The 14,170-nt window shown below is 66.8% G+C and carries 14 protein-coding genes, 1 tRNA gene and 1 pseudogene; 9 read left to right on the top strand and 7 right to left on the bottom strand.

The genetic code is table 11. The features are described 5' to 3' along the window. Positions 1-9 precede the first annotated feature (9 nt). The 8 genes and pseudogenes from LH407_RS08690 to LH407_RS08655 all read left to right on the top strand — a co-directional run. Positions 10-1,008, top strand: coding sequence for a dihydroxyacetone kinase subunit DhaK (locus LH407_RS08690; protein ID WP_322134385.1), 999 nt, complete (start codon positions 10-12; stop codon positions 1,006-1,008). Position 1,009: 1 nt separating this feature from the next. Next, positions 1,010-1,645, top strand: a complete 636-nt coding sequence (locus LH407_RS08685; protein ID WP_322134386.1) for a DAK2 domain-containing protein — start codon at positions 1,010-1,012, stop codon at positions 1,643-1,645. Beyond that, the gene (locus tag LH407_RS08680; protein ID WP_322134387.1) at positions 1,642-2,364 is read left to right on the top strand and encodes an SDR family oxidoreductase; all 723 of its coding nucleotides are present in this window, start codon (positions 1,642-1,644) and stop codon (positions 2,362-2,364) included. The genes LH407_RS08685 and LH407_RS08680 overlap by 4 nt, the downstream gene beginning before the upstream one ends. Before the next feature lie 48 nt (positions 2,365-2,412). Further along, on the top strand, positions 2,413-3,282 hold the full coding sequence (locus LH407_RS08675) for a dihydrodipicolinate synthase family protein (RefSeq protein WP_322134388.1): 870 nt from the start codon (positions 2,413-2,415) through the stop codon (positions 3,280-3,282). 2 nt (positions 3,283-3,284) lie between these two features. Beyond that, complete coding sequence (gene rbsK / locus LH407_RS08670; protein WP_322134389.1) at positions 3,285-4,208, top strand: ribokinase; 924 nt, start codon at positions 3,285-3,287, stop codon at positions 4,206-4,208. Next, positions 4,205-5,845: a fucose isomerase gene (locus LH407_RS08665; protein ID WP_322134390.1), complete on the top strand. Its 1,641-nt coding sequence runs from the start codon at positions 4,205-4,207 to the stop codon at positions 5,843-5,845. The genes rbsK and LH407_RS08665 overlap by 4 nt, the downstream gene beginning before the upstream one ends. A gap of 213 nt (positions 5,846-6,058) precedes the next feature. Then, the gene (locus tag LH407_RS08660; RefSeq protein WP_322134391.1) at positions 6,059-6,574 is read left to right on the top strand and encodes a hypothetical protein; all 516 of its coding nucleotides are present in this window, start codon (positions 6,059-6,061) and stop codon (positions 6,572-6,574) included. Positions 6,575-6,665: 91 nt separating this feature from the next. Then, positions 6,666-7,280: pseudogene (locus LH407_RS08655) on the top strand (Pr6Pr family membrane protein); the annotation flags it as partial. 19 nt (positions 7,281-7,299) lie between these two features. On the opposite strand, the gene LH407_RS08650 reads toward LH407_RS08655, so the two are convergent. From LH407_RS08650 to LH407_RS08630, 5 genes are all read right to left on the bottom strand, one after another. Continuing rightward, on the bottom strand, positions 7,300-8,697 hold the full coding sequence (locus LH407_RS08650) for a flavin monoamine oxidase family protein (RefSeq protein WP_322134392.1): 1,398 nt from the start codon (positions 8,695-8,697) through the stop codon (positions 7,300-7,302). A gap of 37 nt (positions 8,698-8,734) precedes the next feature. Next, positions 8,735-9,376 carry a winged helix-turn-helix transcriptional regulator gene (locus LH407_RS08645; protein WP_322134393.1) on the bottom strand — a complete coding sequence of 214 codons (642 nt, stop codon included), beginning with the start codon at positions 9,374-9,376 and terminating at the stop codon, positions 8,735-8,737. A 6-nt stretch (positions 9,377-9,382) separates the two neighbouring features. After that, on the bottom strand, positions 9,383-9,817 hold the full coding sequence (locus LH407_RS08640; protein WP_322134394.1) for a VOC family protein: 435 nt from the start codon (positions 9,815-9,817) through the stop codon (positions 9,383-9,385). Positions 9,818-9,909: 92 nt separating this feature from the next. Further along, complete coding sequence (locus LH407_RS08635; protein WP_322134395.1) at positions 9,910-11,403, bottom strand: sensor histidine kinase; 1,494 nt, start codon at positions 11,401-11,403, stop codon at positions 9,910-9,912. Next, positions 11,403-12,164: a response regulator transcription factor gene (locus tag LH407_RS08630; RefSeq protein WP_322134949.1), complete on the bottom strand. Its 762-nt coding sequence runs from the start codon at positions 12,162-12,164 to the stop codon at positions 11,403-11,405. The genes LH407_RS08635 and LH407_RS08630 overlap by 1 nt, the downstream gene beginning before the upstream one ends. Before the next feature lie 125 nt (positions 12,165-12,289). On the opposite strand from LH407_RS08630, the gene LH407_RS08625 reads away from it, so the two are divergent. Then, positions 12,290-12,973, top strand: coding sequence for a GNAT family N-acetyltransferase (locus LH407_RS08625; RefSeq protein ID WP_322134396.1), 684 nt, complete (start codon positions 12,290-12,292; stop codon positions 12,971-12,973). A gap of 201 nt (positions 12,974-13,174) precedes the next feature. On the opposite strand, the gene LH407_RS08620 is transcribed toward LH407_RS08625, so the two are convergent. Continuing rightward, positions 13,175-13,247, bottom strand: a tRNA-Arg gene (locus tag LH407_RS08620). A 37-nt stretch (positions 13,248-13,284) separates the two neighbouring features. Continuing rightward, positions 13,285-14,166 (bottom strand): EamA family transporter, encoded by an 882-nt coding sequence (locus tag LH407_RS08615; RefSeq protein ID WP_322134397.1) that lies wholly within the window; start codon positions 14,164-14,166, stop codon positions 13,285-13,287. Positions 14,167-14,170: the final 4 nt, after the last annotated feature.

Raw genomic sequence — 14,170 nt, 5'->3', positions numbered from 1 at the left:
CGGCCAGCGATGAAGAAGATCATCAACTCGCCGGATGCGTTCGTCGACGAGGTCATCGATGGCCTGCTCCTCGCTCACGGCGCCAGCCTCGTCGCCGCATCGCCGGACAAACGCGCACTCGTGCGCGCAGGCTCGCCCGACGGGACCGTCGGCATCGTCACGGGTGGCGGAAGCGGGCACCTGCCCCTGTTCCTCGGATACGTGGGAACGGGACTGTGCTCCGGAGTCGCCGTCGGCAACGTCTTCTCCTCGCCCTCCGCGGAGCAGGTACTCGCCGCCACCACCGCGAGCGACTCGGGTCGAGGGGTGCTCTACCTCTACGGCAACTACGGCGGCGACGTCTTCAACTTCGACCTCGCAGCCGATCTCGCCGACGCCGAGGGGATCCGCACGCGCACCGTCGTCGGAACCGACGACGTCGCGAGCGCCTCACGGGAGCGGGCGGCATCACGCCGCGGCGTCGCCGGGATCGTCTTCGCCTACAAGATTGCTGGCGCCTCCGCCTCGCGCGGTGACGACCTCGATACCGTCGCCCGGATCGCGCAAGCCGCCGTAGATGCGACCGGAACCATGGGTGTCGGGCTCTCACCGACGATCCTCCCCGCAGCGGGCAAGCCCACGTTCGAACTGCCCGACGGCGAGATGGAAATCGGAATCGGCCTGCACGGCGAGACGGGACAGAGTCGCGGACCGCTCGAGAGCGCGGACTCGATCACCGACCAACTCGTTGAGCACATCCTCGACGACCGCGAGATCGCAGCGGGAGACCGCGTGGCCGTCCTCGTGAACGGACTCGGAGCCACCCCGCTCGAAGAGCTCTACGTGATGTACCGACGCACCAACCAGATCCTGCAGGAGCGTGGCATCTCCGTGCACCGTGCGTTCGTTGGCGAGTACGCCACGAGCCTGGAGATGGCCGGTGCCTCGATCAGCATCATCCGTCTCGACGACGAACTGACCGAACTGCTCGACGCCCCGGCATCAAGCCCCCTCGTCGGGAGGTTCTGAGATGGCGACCTCCATCCGTGACGTGCGCGAACTGCTCGCCGTAGCTCTCCCCGCTCTCGCGGCGCACGAAGAGACCCTCAGACAACTCGACGCCGCGCTCGGGGACGGCGACCTCGGCATCACGGTGCGCAGTGGCAGTGAGGCCGTGCAGTCGGCTCTTGCGGCACTGCCCGACGATGCTCCGATGGATGCCCTCCTCCGCGCCGCGGGACGGGCGTTCGCGACCGCGAACCCGTCCACCTTCGCTGCTCTCGTCGGCGGGGGCCTGCTTGCTGCGGCCGGAACGGTGCCGGGAGTCGACGCCGTCGATCGTGCGACCGCCTCCCGCATCGCGCAGGCGGTCACCGATCGCATCGCCGAGCGTGGTGGTGCCGTCGTCGGCGACAAGACGATCCTCGATGCGCTCGTGCCGAGCCTCGCGATCCTCGCCGCCGACGACGACCGTCCGGCCGTCGAGGTCGCGACCGCCATGCGCGACGAGGCGCTCGCTCGTGTGGAAGAGACGGCCAGCCTGCGCTCCGAGAAGGGCCGTGCCGCCTGGGTCGGCGAGCGCAGCATCGGCCAGGCCGATCCCGGTGCCACCGCCTACGCGCTCTTCCTCACCGAACTCGTCGCCGCGTTGGAGGCCACACCATGACAACTCTCGACGGGAAGGTCGCCTGGGTTATCGGCGGCGGCAGCGGAATCGGCGCGGGTGCGGCGCGTGCACTCGCCGACGCGGGCGCGACCGTTGTTGTGTCCGGCCGCCGCGTCTCCGAACTCGAAGCTGTGGCCAGCGTCGGCATCCATGCCGTGCCCGCCGACGTGTCGGACGAGCAGAGTGTCGTCGACGCGCACGCGCGCATCGAGGCGGACTACGGAGTTGTCGACATCGTCGTCTATTCGGCGGGCACCAACGTGCGCAACCGCTACTGGGCCGACACGACCCCCGCGGACTTCGCCCGCGTGGTCGACGTCAACCTCACCGGTGCGATGCGGGTCATCCACGCGGTGCTGCCCGGGATGCGCGGAAAGAGCGACGGCCTGATCGTTGTGGTCTCGTCCTGGGCCGGATGGCGCTTCGCCCCCGGTGTCGGCGCCGGATACTCCACGAGCAAAACGGCGCTCGGCGCGCTCGTCGAAACGGTCAACGCACAAGAACGTTTGCAGGGCATCCGTGCAACGCACCTGTGCCCCGGCGAGGTGCGAACGGAGATCCTCAACACGAGGCCCGTGGTGCCCACCGCGGAGGAGCAGGAACTCATGCTCACCTCCGAAGACCTCGGGGACGCGGTGCGCTACATCGCCGAGCTCCCCTCGCGAGTGTGCATCAACGAACTCGTGATCACCCCGACCTCCAACACCTCCTACGCGTAACCGCACCGCTACGCGTAACCACACCGAAAGATTGAGAAGAAAAAACACATGACACGTCGCGACATCCTGACCGCTGTTCCGGTCGCTTTCACCGCCGATGGCGGACTCGACCTCGACGGTTCGAGGGAGATCCTCGAGTACGTTGCGGCGTCGGGCAATGAAGGTGCGTTCGTGCTCGGCACGACGGGCGAGTTCCCGGCCTTGAGCTTCGAGGAGCGCGGAGCGCTCACCAAACTCAGCCTCGAGGTGCTCTCCCCCGCTATGCGTGTCGTCGTCCACGTCGGTGCGCCGAGCCTCTACGAGGTGCTGCGGCTCATCGAGCAGGCCCGTTCGCTCGGTGCCAAGGAGATCGCGGTCATCACGCCGTACTACCTGCCCTCCACCGACGAAGCCCTCCTCGACTTCTTCACCGCCGTGAGCGTCGCATCCGACGGTCTCGACGTCTACGTGTACGTCTACCGCAAGCGCACGGGCAACTTTGTGAGCGTCGAGCTCATGGCTACCCTCGCTGGCCTGCCTCACATCGTCGGCGCGAAGGTGAGCGAGGAGCCACTCGAACTCATCGCCGAGTACCGCGCGGCGGTTCCCGAGAGCTTCCTTCTCTACACGGGCGCCGACCGCGAACTGGCGGCAGCGGCGGGCTCGGGCGCCCAGGGTGTCGTGTCGGGAATCTCCTCGGTTCTGCCGAAGCCGTTCCGCGCGCTCGCCGCCGCGGCAGACTCCGGCGATGCCGACGCTCTCGCCGCGGCGCAGGCGGATGTCGATGTCGTCGTCTCCGCCATCGCGGGCGATATGGGTCGCATGAAGGCCGCATACTCCGCGCTGGGTATTAACGGCGGGACCACTCGCATGGCGATCCAGGCTCCGGATGCCGAAGCCATCGCCGAGATCGAACGCGTCGTCTCGCAGTACCGCTAACCATGTCCACCAGCAACATCCTCGTGCTCGGCAGCGCCAACCTTGACGTTGTCGTGAGGATGCCCCGTCTGCCCTCGCCCGGAGAGACCGTGTTCGGGAGCACCGTGACCGAGGTCCCCGGCGGCAAAGGCCTCAATCAGGCCGTTGCCGCCGCGCGGGCGGGCGGACGTGTCGCGTTCTCGGGTGCTGTCGGCGACGACCCGTTCGGTCGAGTGCTGGAACGCGCGCTCGTCGAGGAGGGCATCGACACGACAGCGCTCGAGACGACATCCACCCCCACCGGCACCGCGCGTATCAGCGTCGACGAGTCCGGCGAGAACTCGATCGTTGTTGTTCCGGGCGCCAACGCGGACGTTGCAATGGACGAGCATCACGAGCATGTCGTGGGCGCGGCCGACTTTCTCGTGATGCAACTGGAAACGCCCATCGAGACGGTCCGGCGCGCGGCGCTCGTCGCCACGCGAGTCGGTGCGTTTGTTGTGCTCACCCCCGCGCCCGTTCACGAGCTGGACGACGAGTTCCTCAGCTCCGTCGACCTCCTCGTCGCAAACGAGCACGAGGCAGCAGCACTCGCGGGGGGCAGCGATCCCCAAGAATCCGCGCAACGCCTGAGTGCCCGCACCGGTAAAGCCGTCATCGTCACCCTCGGCTCCGCCGGCTGCCTGCTCTCCTCCGCGGGAGGGGATGCCCGCAGGTTCCCCGCGAGACCGGTCGCTGCCGTCGACACGACGGCAGCGGGGGACACGTTCGTGGGCGCGCTCGTTGCACACCTTGCGGGAGGCGGCTCGATGGAGGAGGCCATCGAGCGCGGAACCGCAGCAGCATCCATCGCCGTCACGAGGCCGGGAGCGACGAGTTCCATGCCGACGCGAGAAGAGATCGACGCCGCACTTGCCGCGTCCAACACCGAGAAGGAACCAGCATGACCTACGTATTGCCGACCCCGATCACGCGGGGAGCAGCCCGCCCGAACACGGTCTACACGGTGGCCAGCGGCGACCTCCGGCTGAGCGCGAACTCGAAGTGCTGGCCGACCCAGCAGCGTCTCGAGGCCGACCTGACGGCCGCGGTGAACTCGTTCGGCTGGGAGGTGGAGCGAGCGCACGGCATCGACCCGGTCACCGGTCACGGCTTCATCGACAGCCAGCGCAAGGGCATCGAGGTCTTCTCGACCCTGCCGAAAGATGCCCCGCTCATCGTTGTCGAGGCCGTCTGGCAGTACAGCCACCACGTGCTCGCGGGCCTCCGCGACCACGAGGGGCCCATCCTCCTTGTCGCCAACTGGGCGGGCGACTACCCCGGCCTGGTCGGCCTGCTCAACCTCGCGGGCAGCCTCACCAAGGCTGGCATCACCTACTCGACCCTGTGGAGTAAGGACTTCACCGACGAGTGGGCGCGGGAGCGCCTCGACACGTGGCTGCGCACCGAGATCATCGAGCACGACGCCTCGCACGTGCATCCGCTGCCCGAACTGGACGCGTCGAGCCCGGAGGTCGAACTGGGGGTGGCGCTCGCGCACCAACTCCGCGACGAGAAGGCCATCATCGGCATCTTCGATGAAGGCTGCATGGGCATGTACAACGCCATCATCGACGACGAGATGCTTAACGCGCTGGGCATCTACAAGGAGCGGCTCTCGCAGAGCGCGCTCGTCGCCGAGATGGCGACGGTGACGGATGACGAAGCGGCCGCGATCAAGACGTGGCTCGACGATGCGGGCTTCACCTTCCACTTCGGCACGGACGAGGCGACCGAGCTCACCGAGGCTCAGGTGCTCAGCCAACTGCGGATGTACATCGCCGCCGTGCGCATCTCCGACACGTACGGGGTGGATGCCGTGGGAATCCAGTACCAGCAGGGACTCAAGGACACGGTGCCCGCCAGCGACCTCGCCGAGGGTCTCCTCAACAATGTCGAGCGGCCCCCCGTGTTCTCGAAGGACGGGCGCGAGCTCTTCGCGGGCCTCGCCATCCCGCACTTCAACGAAGTCGACGAGGGTGTCGCGGTCGACGCCCTCGCGACGAACCGCATCTGGACGGCGATGGGGCTCGACCCGGCGACCACCCTTCACGACATCCGGTGGGGTGAGGAATACGACGGCGACTTCGTGTGGGTTTTCGAGATCTCCGGCTCCGTGCCCGCGAGCCACAACGGTGGCTACGACAAGAGCTACAGCATGCGGCAGCCGCCCATGTTCTTCCCGCTCGGCGGCGGCACCCTGAGTGGTGTCTCCAAGCCCGGCGAGATCGTCTGGTCTCGGGTGTTCATCATGGACGATCACCTGCACCTGGACATCGGCCGCGGGCACGTCGTTGACCTCCCGGCCGCGGAGACCCAGCGTCGCCTCGACGCCACCGACCCGCAGTGGCCGATCATGAACGCCGTGCTGCACGGTGTCGATCGCGACCAGCTCATGGGACGCCACAAGGCCAACCACGTGCAGGTTGTGTACGCACCGGATGCCGAGACCGCCGATCGCGCGATGCTCGCCAAAGCGGCCTTCTTCGCCGAGTTGGGGCTCGAAGTTCACGTGTGCGGCGAGACGGCCCTCACCCCGGCGTAACGAATCACGCTCACCGCGAGATGCCACGTCGGATGGTCGTTGCCAGGTAACTGCCAGCATCCGCCGACTGCCGCTTCCCGCTGCGGATCGAGGGCAATCAGAGATCCGCATACCCCCCGAATGCGGCACACGAGACCAAACCGAAATCCGACCCGCGCCGGACCCTTCACATCCTCGGACAACCCGAGGGAACGATCGAGAAGGAGTTCCACAATGAACACGTTCACGAAGAAGACGGCATTCGGTGCGGCAGCGGCTGCGGCCGGACTTGTACTGGTGGGAGTCGCCGGACCGGCCATGGCCGACGATGACACCACCACCCGCAACAGCGCGACACAGACCGAGGTGCCCGTCGTTGTGGCCCCCCAGGTCGGCGACATCGGCATTCTTGGTGGGGACATTCTCGGCGGCAGCGTACTCGGCGGAACCCTTCTGGACGGCGGCGTGCTGAACGGCGACAACTCCGTCGGCAACGGGAACGAGGTCACTGCACCCATCGGCTCCGGTAACGACACCGCGATCGGCAGTGGTAACTCGACCGACATTTCGGATGTCGCTGACGTCACGGACGTCGTCGACAGCTCCGTGAGCGACGTGGTCGACGGATCGGTTTCCGACATCGTCGATGGAGTGGTCGATGTGCCCATCGACGATCTCGTCGACGTCGACGTCGACGGCATCATCGACGACATCACAGGCTCCATTGGTATCCAGGGCCTGTTCGACTAAAACCTCCCAGGTGAAGGGCCTCGCGACCACGAGTCGCGGGGCCCTTCGTCGTCCCCTGCACTGGCGTCGCTGCCGTTAGCCTGAATACTTCATGCTCGCGACCGTTGCCTCACCCCGCACGCGCATCCGCTGGCAGCGACTCGTCGCCGCCGCGCGTTTCGCCCTGGCAATCGGGTGCGCGGTGGCGCTCGTCTTCCGCTACCTGTGGGGCATCGGGTGGGTCGAACCACTGAACTTCGTCGCCTACCTCACGATCCAAAGCAATATCGCCTTTGTGCTCGTGAGCGCGGTGAGCGCGGTCTTTGCGCTGCGCGGATGGCCCACGAAGCACCTCGACAGGGTGCGAGCGGGAGTGCTCACATGCACCGTGACCGCGGGAATCGTGTTCGCCGCCATCCTTCAGCAGTCCCTCGCCCGCGGGGTCACCGTCTACCTCCCGCCGTCCGATGTCGTGCTGCACTTCGTGCTGCCGGTGATCGCCATCGCGGACTGGGTGCTCACTCCCCGAACGCGACCATCCGTCCGCGTGCTCGTGTTTGTCCTCGGTTACGTTGGCACGTGGGGTGTGATCACCCTGTTCCGCGGTGCGGCAACGGGGTGGTACCCGTACTACTTCCTCGACCCCGGACAGACGGATGGCCCGGGCGAACTCATCCTCCTGTCGGCGATCGCCGTGGCGGTGTTCGTGGTGGTTGGGCTCGCCGTGATCCTGGCGCCGCGTCCGGTCAGGTGGTGGGCTGCACTGCGAAGGGGGCGAGGCTTCGGAGGGCGGCCTCGCGAAGAGCGGCGTCGCTCAGGTCGGCGAGAGCCGCGGCATCCGCACCGGCCACAACACCCAGCAGCACCGGACGCCCGGTAGCCGGCAGCAGATTCACCCACATACGAACGACCGCGTCGTCGTCACGAACCCACCACACGGCCTCGGTATCCCAGAACGGGGCGTCGAATTCGAGTCGGATGAGCTCGATGTCGCCGACGGAGAGGGCGCTCAGGGCACCCCGGTAGCGCACCGGCAGCAGCGGGTCGAACTGGAGCACGTCGCTGCGGAGCACGCCGACAGGCGCGGTCACGATGACGCGGTCCACGGAGAGGGACTCCCCCGTCGCCAGGCGCAGACTCACGCCGGAGTCGCTCCGGGAGATGACCGTCACCGCCGTTGACAGTGCAGTGTCGATCCCATCGAGGGCCGTATCGATGAAACCCGAGAGCGGACCGACCGGAACAACGGACTGTCCACCGGCCGGCACGTCGAACCACGAACTCAACACACCAGGGTCGGCTCCCGTCAGAGCGGCGATCGACAGGAGCGTCTGGTCAGCAAGCTCGCTCGAGGTCGGACCACCCTCGGTCACCCAGCTCTCCAGATCGACACCCTCGCGCACCGCGTCGGCGACCGGTACGTCCTCCCCCTGGGCGAGCGCCCACGCGGATGCCTCGGCAAGGGCTTCGGCCAGGATTACGGCGTCGTCCGTCGACTGCTCGAGAGGGGCATCCGCGCCGTCCGCGCCGAAAGCGGACCCACCCTGGACGGGCACAAACTCGACACCCTCCTGACGGGCGGCGTCGATAACCCCACCGTCGACGGTCTCATCGAGACGCCACGCGCCCAACTCGAAGAACTCGTCCCCGACAACGTTGCTGTCAATGCGACCACCCGTGCGATCACGGGCCTCCACAACAACAACATCAGCGCCACCGGCAACGAGAACCCGGGCCGCACTGCTGCCAGCCGCCCCGGCGCCGACCACGGCAATACGCTCACCGGGGGCCATCGCGGCGAGCGCCAGGTAGGCCGCCGAACGGCCGGAGGTCACGGCACCCCGCACCGTTCCCGGGTCGTCGGAGAGCGCCTCCCCGGCGAGGAAGATGCGATCGTCGATCGGCTCCCGAAGTGTCTCCCGGCTCTGGGGCAGGCTACCGACGGCCGTGTAGGTGGTCGCGCCACGGGCATACGCATCGCCCGACCAGTTGGAGCGGTAGAAGGAACGCGGAGACGGAACGACCTCTGGCTCCCTCGTCGGCGAGGGAGTGGGCGCTGGAGACGGGTCGGTGCATGCTGCGAGAACCAGCACCGACATGCCGGATGCAGCACCAACGATGAAGCTTCGGCGTGTGAACGACATCTCCAAACCACTGTACCCGTGGACGGTGTCGGCGTGATCAGGCGGCGATCCGGAATGTCTCCGCAAATCGGTGGATCAACGATCGATCCCCCTCAATCACCCGCACGATCCCCGCGCGAAGGGCAGCATCGGCCGAAACATCCCCGGTAATGAGCCTTCTGATGCCGGCATCCGCCTCGAATCGGATATCGGCGGGACCTGAACCTGCGTCGACGGCGAGGGCAGGACCGTCAACGCGTAGTACCAGATCGGCCGAACCAACATGCGCTGAATATGAGGTGGGCGGCAGGAGTGCGGCGGCAGATGACTGGAAAGCCGAGCGCAGGTCGATCGTCATGGATTCCGGGGTGATGACCTGGTCATCTCTGGGTTCGCCGAGGGCTCGAAAACCCCAGGCGCCGAGGGCGAGCACGATGGGCTCGAGCTCGCGCCCGTACTCGGTGAGCTCGTAGATGATCACGCGAGACCTCGGCGCGCGTCGAATGACCCCCGCGGCTTGCAGTTCCTTGAGCCGCGTTGCGAGAACGTTCGTAGGTATGCGGGGCAGCCCGGCCGAGAGTTCGCCGTAGCGTCGCGGACCGACGAGGAGATCTCGAACGATCAGTAGGGCCCAGCGCTCACCCACTAGTTCGAGAGCGCGCGCGGTGCCCCCGTACTGTCCATAGTCGCGAGCGGCCACCCCTTCTCAGCTCTCCGGCGCGGCGTAGGCCTCAGGACCTTGGGCTGCAGCGACCGGGTCCATCCACCCGAACTCGATGAGGTTGCCATCGGGGTCGGTGAGCTGTCGCTGATACATGAAGCCGTAATCCGCCGCGGCACGAGGCTCAGCGCCGCCCGCCGAGACGCCGGCCGCGACCGCGGCGTCGACGGCCTCTCGGGTGTCGAGAAAGATGGCGGTGGACACGGAGGGCGCGACTGCGGGGTCGCCGATCGGAAGGTCCGTGAAGGTTTGGAAGAACTCTCGCACCAGGATCATGAAGTAGTTGTGACCCTCCTCGACCACGACGCACGCCGCGTTGTGGTCAGTGAAGAGCGGATTGATGGTGAAGCCGAGAGCCGTGTAGAAGCCCTTGGCTCGTTCGAGATCGGTGACGGGGAGGTTGACGAACATGGAGGGCATTTTCAGGCCTTTCAGGAGTGATACCTCCACACTTGCAAAAAACAAGTGACTCGTCAAGAGTGCCGCGCCTCATCGTGAGTGCCCGGGTTCGCTTAGTCCGGCCCGGCGAGCGCCATCGTGCCGGATGCGGGAAAGCGGACGGTCACCGTCGTCTTGCCCGGTACCGACTCAACGTGCACCTCGCCGTTGTGACTTTCGACGATCGTGGCGACGATCGCGAGCCCGAGTCCCGTGCTCCCCGCCGAACGCGATCGCGACTCGTCCGCGCGCGAAAAACGTTGGAACAACTCGGGAACGAGCGCCGGATCGATGCCCGGCCCGCTGTCCGTGACAGTCAACTCGGTGAACGAATCCGAGTACCCGAGCGAAACCGCGATGTGAGTGCCCTCCGGGGTGTGGACACGCGCATTCGACAGCAGGTTGGCGAGGACCTGATGCAACCGTTCGTGATCGCCGCGCACCATGACCGGCTCGTGCGGTACCGAAATCGACCACTCGTAGCCGGGAGCGGATGCTCGCGCATCGCTCACCGCGTTCACCACAAGATCCGCGAGGTCGACATCATCGATGCGAAGGTCCTGCCCTTCGTCGAGGCGAGCCAAGAGCAGAAGCTCGGCCACGAGTGAACTCATCCGTGTCGCCTCCGACTCGATGCGTGCCAGGGAGTACTCGGTCAGTTCGGGAAGATCCGCGGCCTCCTGCCGCGTCAGTTCCGCGTAACCCAGAATCGCCGCGAGCGGAGTGCGCAGCTCGTGGCTCGCATCCGTGACAAAACGACGCATGCGACGGTCGGTGCTTTCGCGCACTGCGAGCGCGGTATCGACGTGGTCGATCATCCGCTGCATCGCCTCGCCGACGCGACCGGCCTCCGTACGCGGATCGGTGTCGAGCGGGCCGATCGTCTTCGAGATCGACACCTCACCCTTCTCGAGGGGGAGGGTCGAGACCTCGTCGGCGGTCGCCGCCAACCGGTCAAGCGGACGCAGGGCGACACGCGTCACCACGATCACCGTGATCGCCGTCACCAGGATCGCCAGGAGCGCCACGATGAGAAGGACAGTGGTGTGTTGGGCCACAGCCTGGTCGGCGATCGCGAGAGAGACACCAACGATCGCGCTGTCGCCGTTGGAGAGCACACGCGACGTCACGTGGAACTCTCCGAGCCCATCGAGTGAGACGGTCGCCGGCGTGGACGGTTCCGGGACGGCTGCAGCGAGCAGTTCAGTGGCCGCGGCATCCGACAGTGGAACCGCCTCGTCCGAGGTGAAGTTCGCCGAATCGACCACGCGGCCGCCTTGCGCGAGAGCGATGATCGTTCCGGAACCGTGCCCCACAAAATCGACGAGCGGCTTCTCGAAGCCCCTGCCGCCACCCTCCGTCGGGCCGTGGTTGGCGCGCATCTTCTCGATGGAGGCGCTCATCGCCGTGGTGGACGCAAAAAGCTGACGGTCGACAACGGACGTCACGGATGATTCGACGATGGCGATCGAGATCGCTCCCGTCGCCACGAGCGCCACCGACACCACCGCCGCCGCACCCACCATGATGCGACGACGCAGCGACCACGGGGACCGGCCGCGCGGCATCACGCCGGCCTCAAAATGTAGCCAGCGCCGCGAACGGTGTGGATCATGGGCGCACGGTCGGCGTCGATCTTCTTGCGCAAGTAGGAGACGTAAAGATCGACGATGCTCGCGCGACCGGCGAAATCGTAGTTCCACACCCGGTCAAGGATCTGCGCGCGGGAAAGCACAATGCGCGGGTTACGCATGAAATAGCGGAGCATCTCGAACTCGGTCGTCGTGAGAGAGACCGGTTGTCCACCGCGCGTCACCTCGTAGCTCGCCTCATCGAGGGTGAGGTCGCCGACCGTCAGCAGCGAAGACTCGTGGGTGACGGCATCCGCCGCCCGCCGGAGCAGGCCGCGTAGGCGCGCAACGAGCTCTTCGAGGCTGAACGGCTTCGTCATGTAGTCGTCGCCGCCCGCCGTGAGCCCGATGATGCGGTCGTCGATCGAATCCTTCGCCGTCAGAAGCAGCGTGGGTGTGATCCGATCCGTGTTGCGCAGTTCACGCAAAACGGAGAGCCCGTCAATGTCGGGGAGCATGATGTCGAGAACCACGAGGTCCGGCGGCGACTGACGGAACAGCGCAAGACCATCGCCACCCGTCGCCGCAGTCTCCACGTGCCAACCCTCGTACTCGAGAGCGAGCCGCACCAGACTCGTCAGCGTCGACTCGTCGTCGATGAGGAGAACCCTGATCGGGCTGCCATCCGCTCGGCGGATGCGCGGGAGCTGAGCGAGCACGGCGCGCCGACGACCCGACACGTGGGCGTCGACGGGCATGGCGGACTCAGACATCACCACATTATCGAGCGACCCCCACGCCGCCAGCAGGCTCGAGAACGGATTCATAGAAAATCCACACACATTCACACACCGCTCATGTGGCGTGCCCATACCGTGCTCGGATGGTCCAGCAGAGCATCGTCGGAACAGCCCGCGCCACGCCCGCCCGTCGCGAACCCCTCATCCGAGAAGTCGTCGCGCGGGTGCGAGCTGCCCTCGAGCACCTCGGCACGCCCACGGTGCGCAGGCCGCGATTCATGCGTGGGGCAACACTCGAAAGACGCGTGGAGGCGCGCCACCTCGACACGGACCGGCTTCGCCTGCGCCCCCACGACATGCGGGACGCGGATGCCTGGCACGCGCTCGCCTCGGATGCCCGCGTCATCCGGTACCTCTCGTGGCCGCACCGTGACGCCGCCGCTGCCCGTCGCCACCTGCGCGACCGCACCCGGCACACCACCCTGTGGCAGACCGACGACTTTCTCGCCCTCGCCGTAACCCACCGCGGGCAACTCGTCGGCGACGTGTCGTTGCAATTGCGCACCGTCGCCTCCGACGCCCGTGCGGTCGAGGTCGGCTGGTTGCTCAGCCCAGAGCACCAGGGCAAAGGCTTCGCGACTGAGGCAGTGCGGGGCATCCTGCACGTCGCATTCAAAGATGTCGGGGCGCGCATGGTGCTCGCCGTCGTGGAAGACGGAAACGAGCGATCGCTCGCGCTCGCCGACCGACTCGGGTTCACTTTGCTGCACCGCAACGGTCGGTCGCACCTGCTCGTGCTGACGCCGGACGCGTTTCGGCGGGGTTGAGCGAGGTGCGGGATGAGCGGGTGCGCCCCGAGGGACTCGCGCCGGGTGCGCCCGGAGGGACTCGACTCCCCTACTGAGCCGCCGACAGATCGCTGCGCGCTCCGCCGGACTGCTCAGCGGGGGCCCACGAGGGGTTCTCGCCCTCGCAACGCCAGAAAACGAGAAGACCCCGCCACTTCGTGACGGGGTCTTCTCGTTTTGTGCGCCCGGAGGGACTCGAACCCCCAACCTTCTGATCCGTAGTCAGATGCTCTATCCATTGAGCTACGGGCGCGCAGTCGGCGAAAGCCAACCCCGAAACTATACCAGCGTTACGGAGTGGGCTCGTCCGTCTCCACGTGATCGGTTCGCGCCGCCGCACGAACGGCGCCCATCGACGCCACAACAACGAGAGCAATACCCGCGGCATCCGCCCACGACAAGGCCTGCCCGAGGATCACAAAACCGGCAACGGCCGCGAGCGCCGGCGCGAGAGACAACAGAATCGAGAACGCGGATGCCGGCAGCCGACGCAACGCGATAAGTTCCAGTGCGTACGGCACCGTGGACGAGAGCACGGCAATCGCGACACCGAGCAGCAGCACCCAAGGCTGAAGGAGAGCGAGGCCCGCACTCCCGATACCGAAGGGGAGGATCGCGATGGCCCCGATGGCCATGGCGAAAGCGAGACCATCGAGCCGACCGAACGCGGCACCCGTGCGCGCCGACAGCAGGATGTAGCCAGCCCACGCCGCGCCAGCGCCCGCCGCGAACACCACACCCAACGGGTCCAACTCGCTGGCACCACCCCAGCCGACGACGGCAACCCCGGCGAACGCCAGCAGCGCCCACAACCAGCTCGACGCGCGGCGACTGACCACAACGGAGAGCACAAGCGGGCCAAGAATCTCGATGGTCAGTGTCACACCGAGGTGCAGTCGCTCGAGAGCCAGATAGAAGAGCGCGTTCATACCCGCGAGCACAAGACCGAAGAGGAGGACGGTCATCCAGTCGGACCGACTACGTCTGCGCACCGACGGGCGGAAGATCACCAGAAGGATGAGCGCCGAGAACACCAGACGCAGGGTGACCATACCGATCGGGCCGACCTCGGGGAACACCGTCACCGCGACCGCCGCGCCGATCTCCTGACAGACGAGACCCAACACCACGATCGCGGCGGAACCGATCACCGCACCGTTTGTTGCCCTCACTGGA

It is taken from the genome of Antiquaquibacter oligotrophicus (assembly GCF_020535405.1).
Taxonomy (GTDB): Bacteria; Actinomycetota; Actinomycetes; order Actinomycetales; family Microbacteriaceae; genus Rhodoglobus; species Rhodoglobus oligotrophicus.
Note: the sequence above shows the minus strand (reverse complement) of the source record. Positions and strands in the feature narration are given on the sequence as shown.

Coding starts and splice junctions, on each gene's coding strand:
- LH407_RS08690 (WP_322134385.1), top strand. CDS start 10: ATGAAGAAGATCATCAACTCGCCGGATGCGTTCGTCGACGAGGTCATC.
- LH407_RS08685 (WP_322134386.1), top strand. CDS start 1,010: ATGGCGACCTCCATCCGTGACGTGCGCGAACTGCTCGCCGTAGCTCTC.
- LH407_RS08680 (WP_322134387.1), top strand. CDS start 1,642: ATGACAACTCTCGACGGGAAGGTCGCCTGGGTTATCGGCGGCGGCAGC.
- LH407_RS08675 (WP_322134388.1), top strand. CDS start 2,413: ATGACACGTCGCGACATCCTGACCGCTGTTCCGGTCGCTTTCACCGCC.
- rbsK (WP_322134389.1), top strand. CDS start 3,285: ATGTCCACCAGCAACATCCTCGTGCTCGGCAGCGCCAACCTTGACGTT.
- LH407_RS08665 (WP_322134390.1), top strand. CDS start 4,205: ATGACCTACGTATTGCCGACCCCGATCACGCGGGGAGCAGCCCGCCCG.
- LH407_RS08660 (WP_322134391.1), top strand. CDS start 6,059: ATGAACACGTTCACGAAGAAGACGGCATTCGGTGCGGCAGCGGCTGCG.
- LH407_RS08650 (WP_322134392.1), bottom strand. CDS start 8,697: ATGTCGTTCACACGCCGAAGCTTCATCGTTGGTGCTGCATCCGGCATG.
- LH407_RS08640 (WP_322134394.1), bottom strand. CDS start 9,817: ATGCCCTCCATGTTCGTCAACCTCCCCGTCACCGATCTCGAACGAGCC.
- LH407_RS08635 (WP_322134395.1), bottom strand. CDS start 11,403: ATGCCGCGCGGCCGGTCCCCGTGGTCGCTGCGTCGTCGCATCATGGTG.
- LH407_RS08630 (WP_322134949.1), bottom strand. CDS start 12,164: ATGCCCGTCGACGCCCACGTGTCGGGTCGTCGGCGCGCCGTGCTCGCT.
- LH407_RS08625 (WP_322134396.1), top strand. CDS start 12,290: ATGGTCCAGCAGAGCATCGTCGGAACAGCCCGCGCCACGCCCGCCCGT.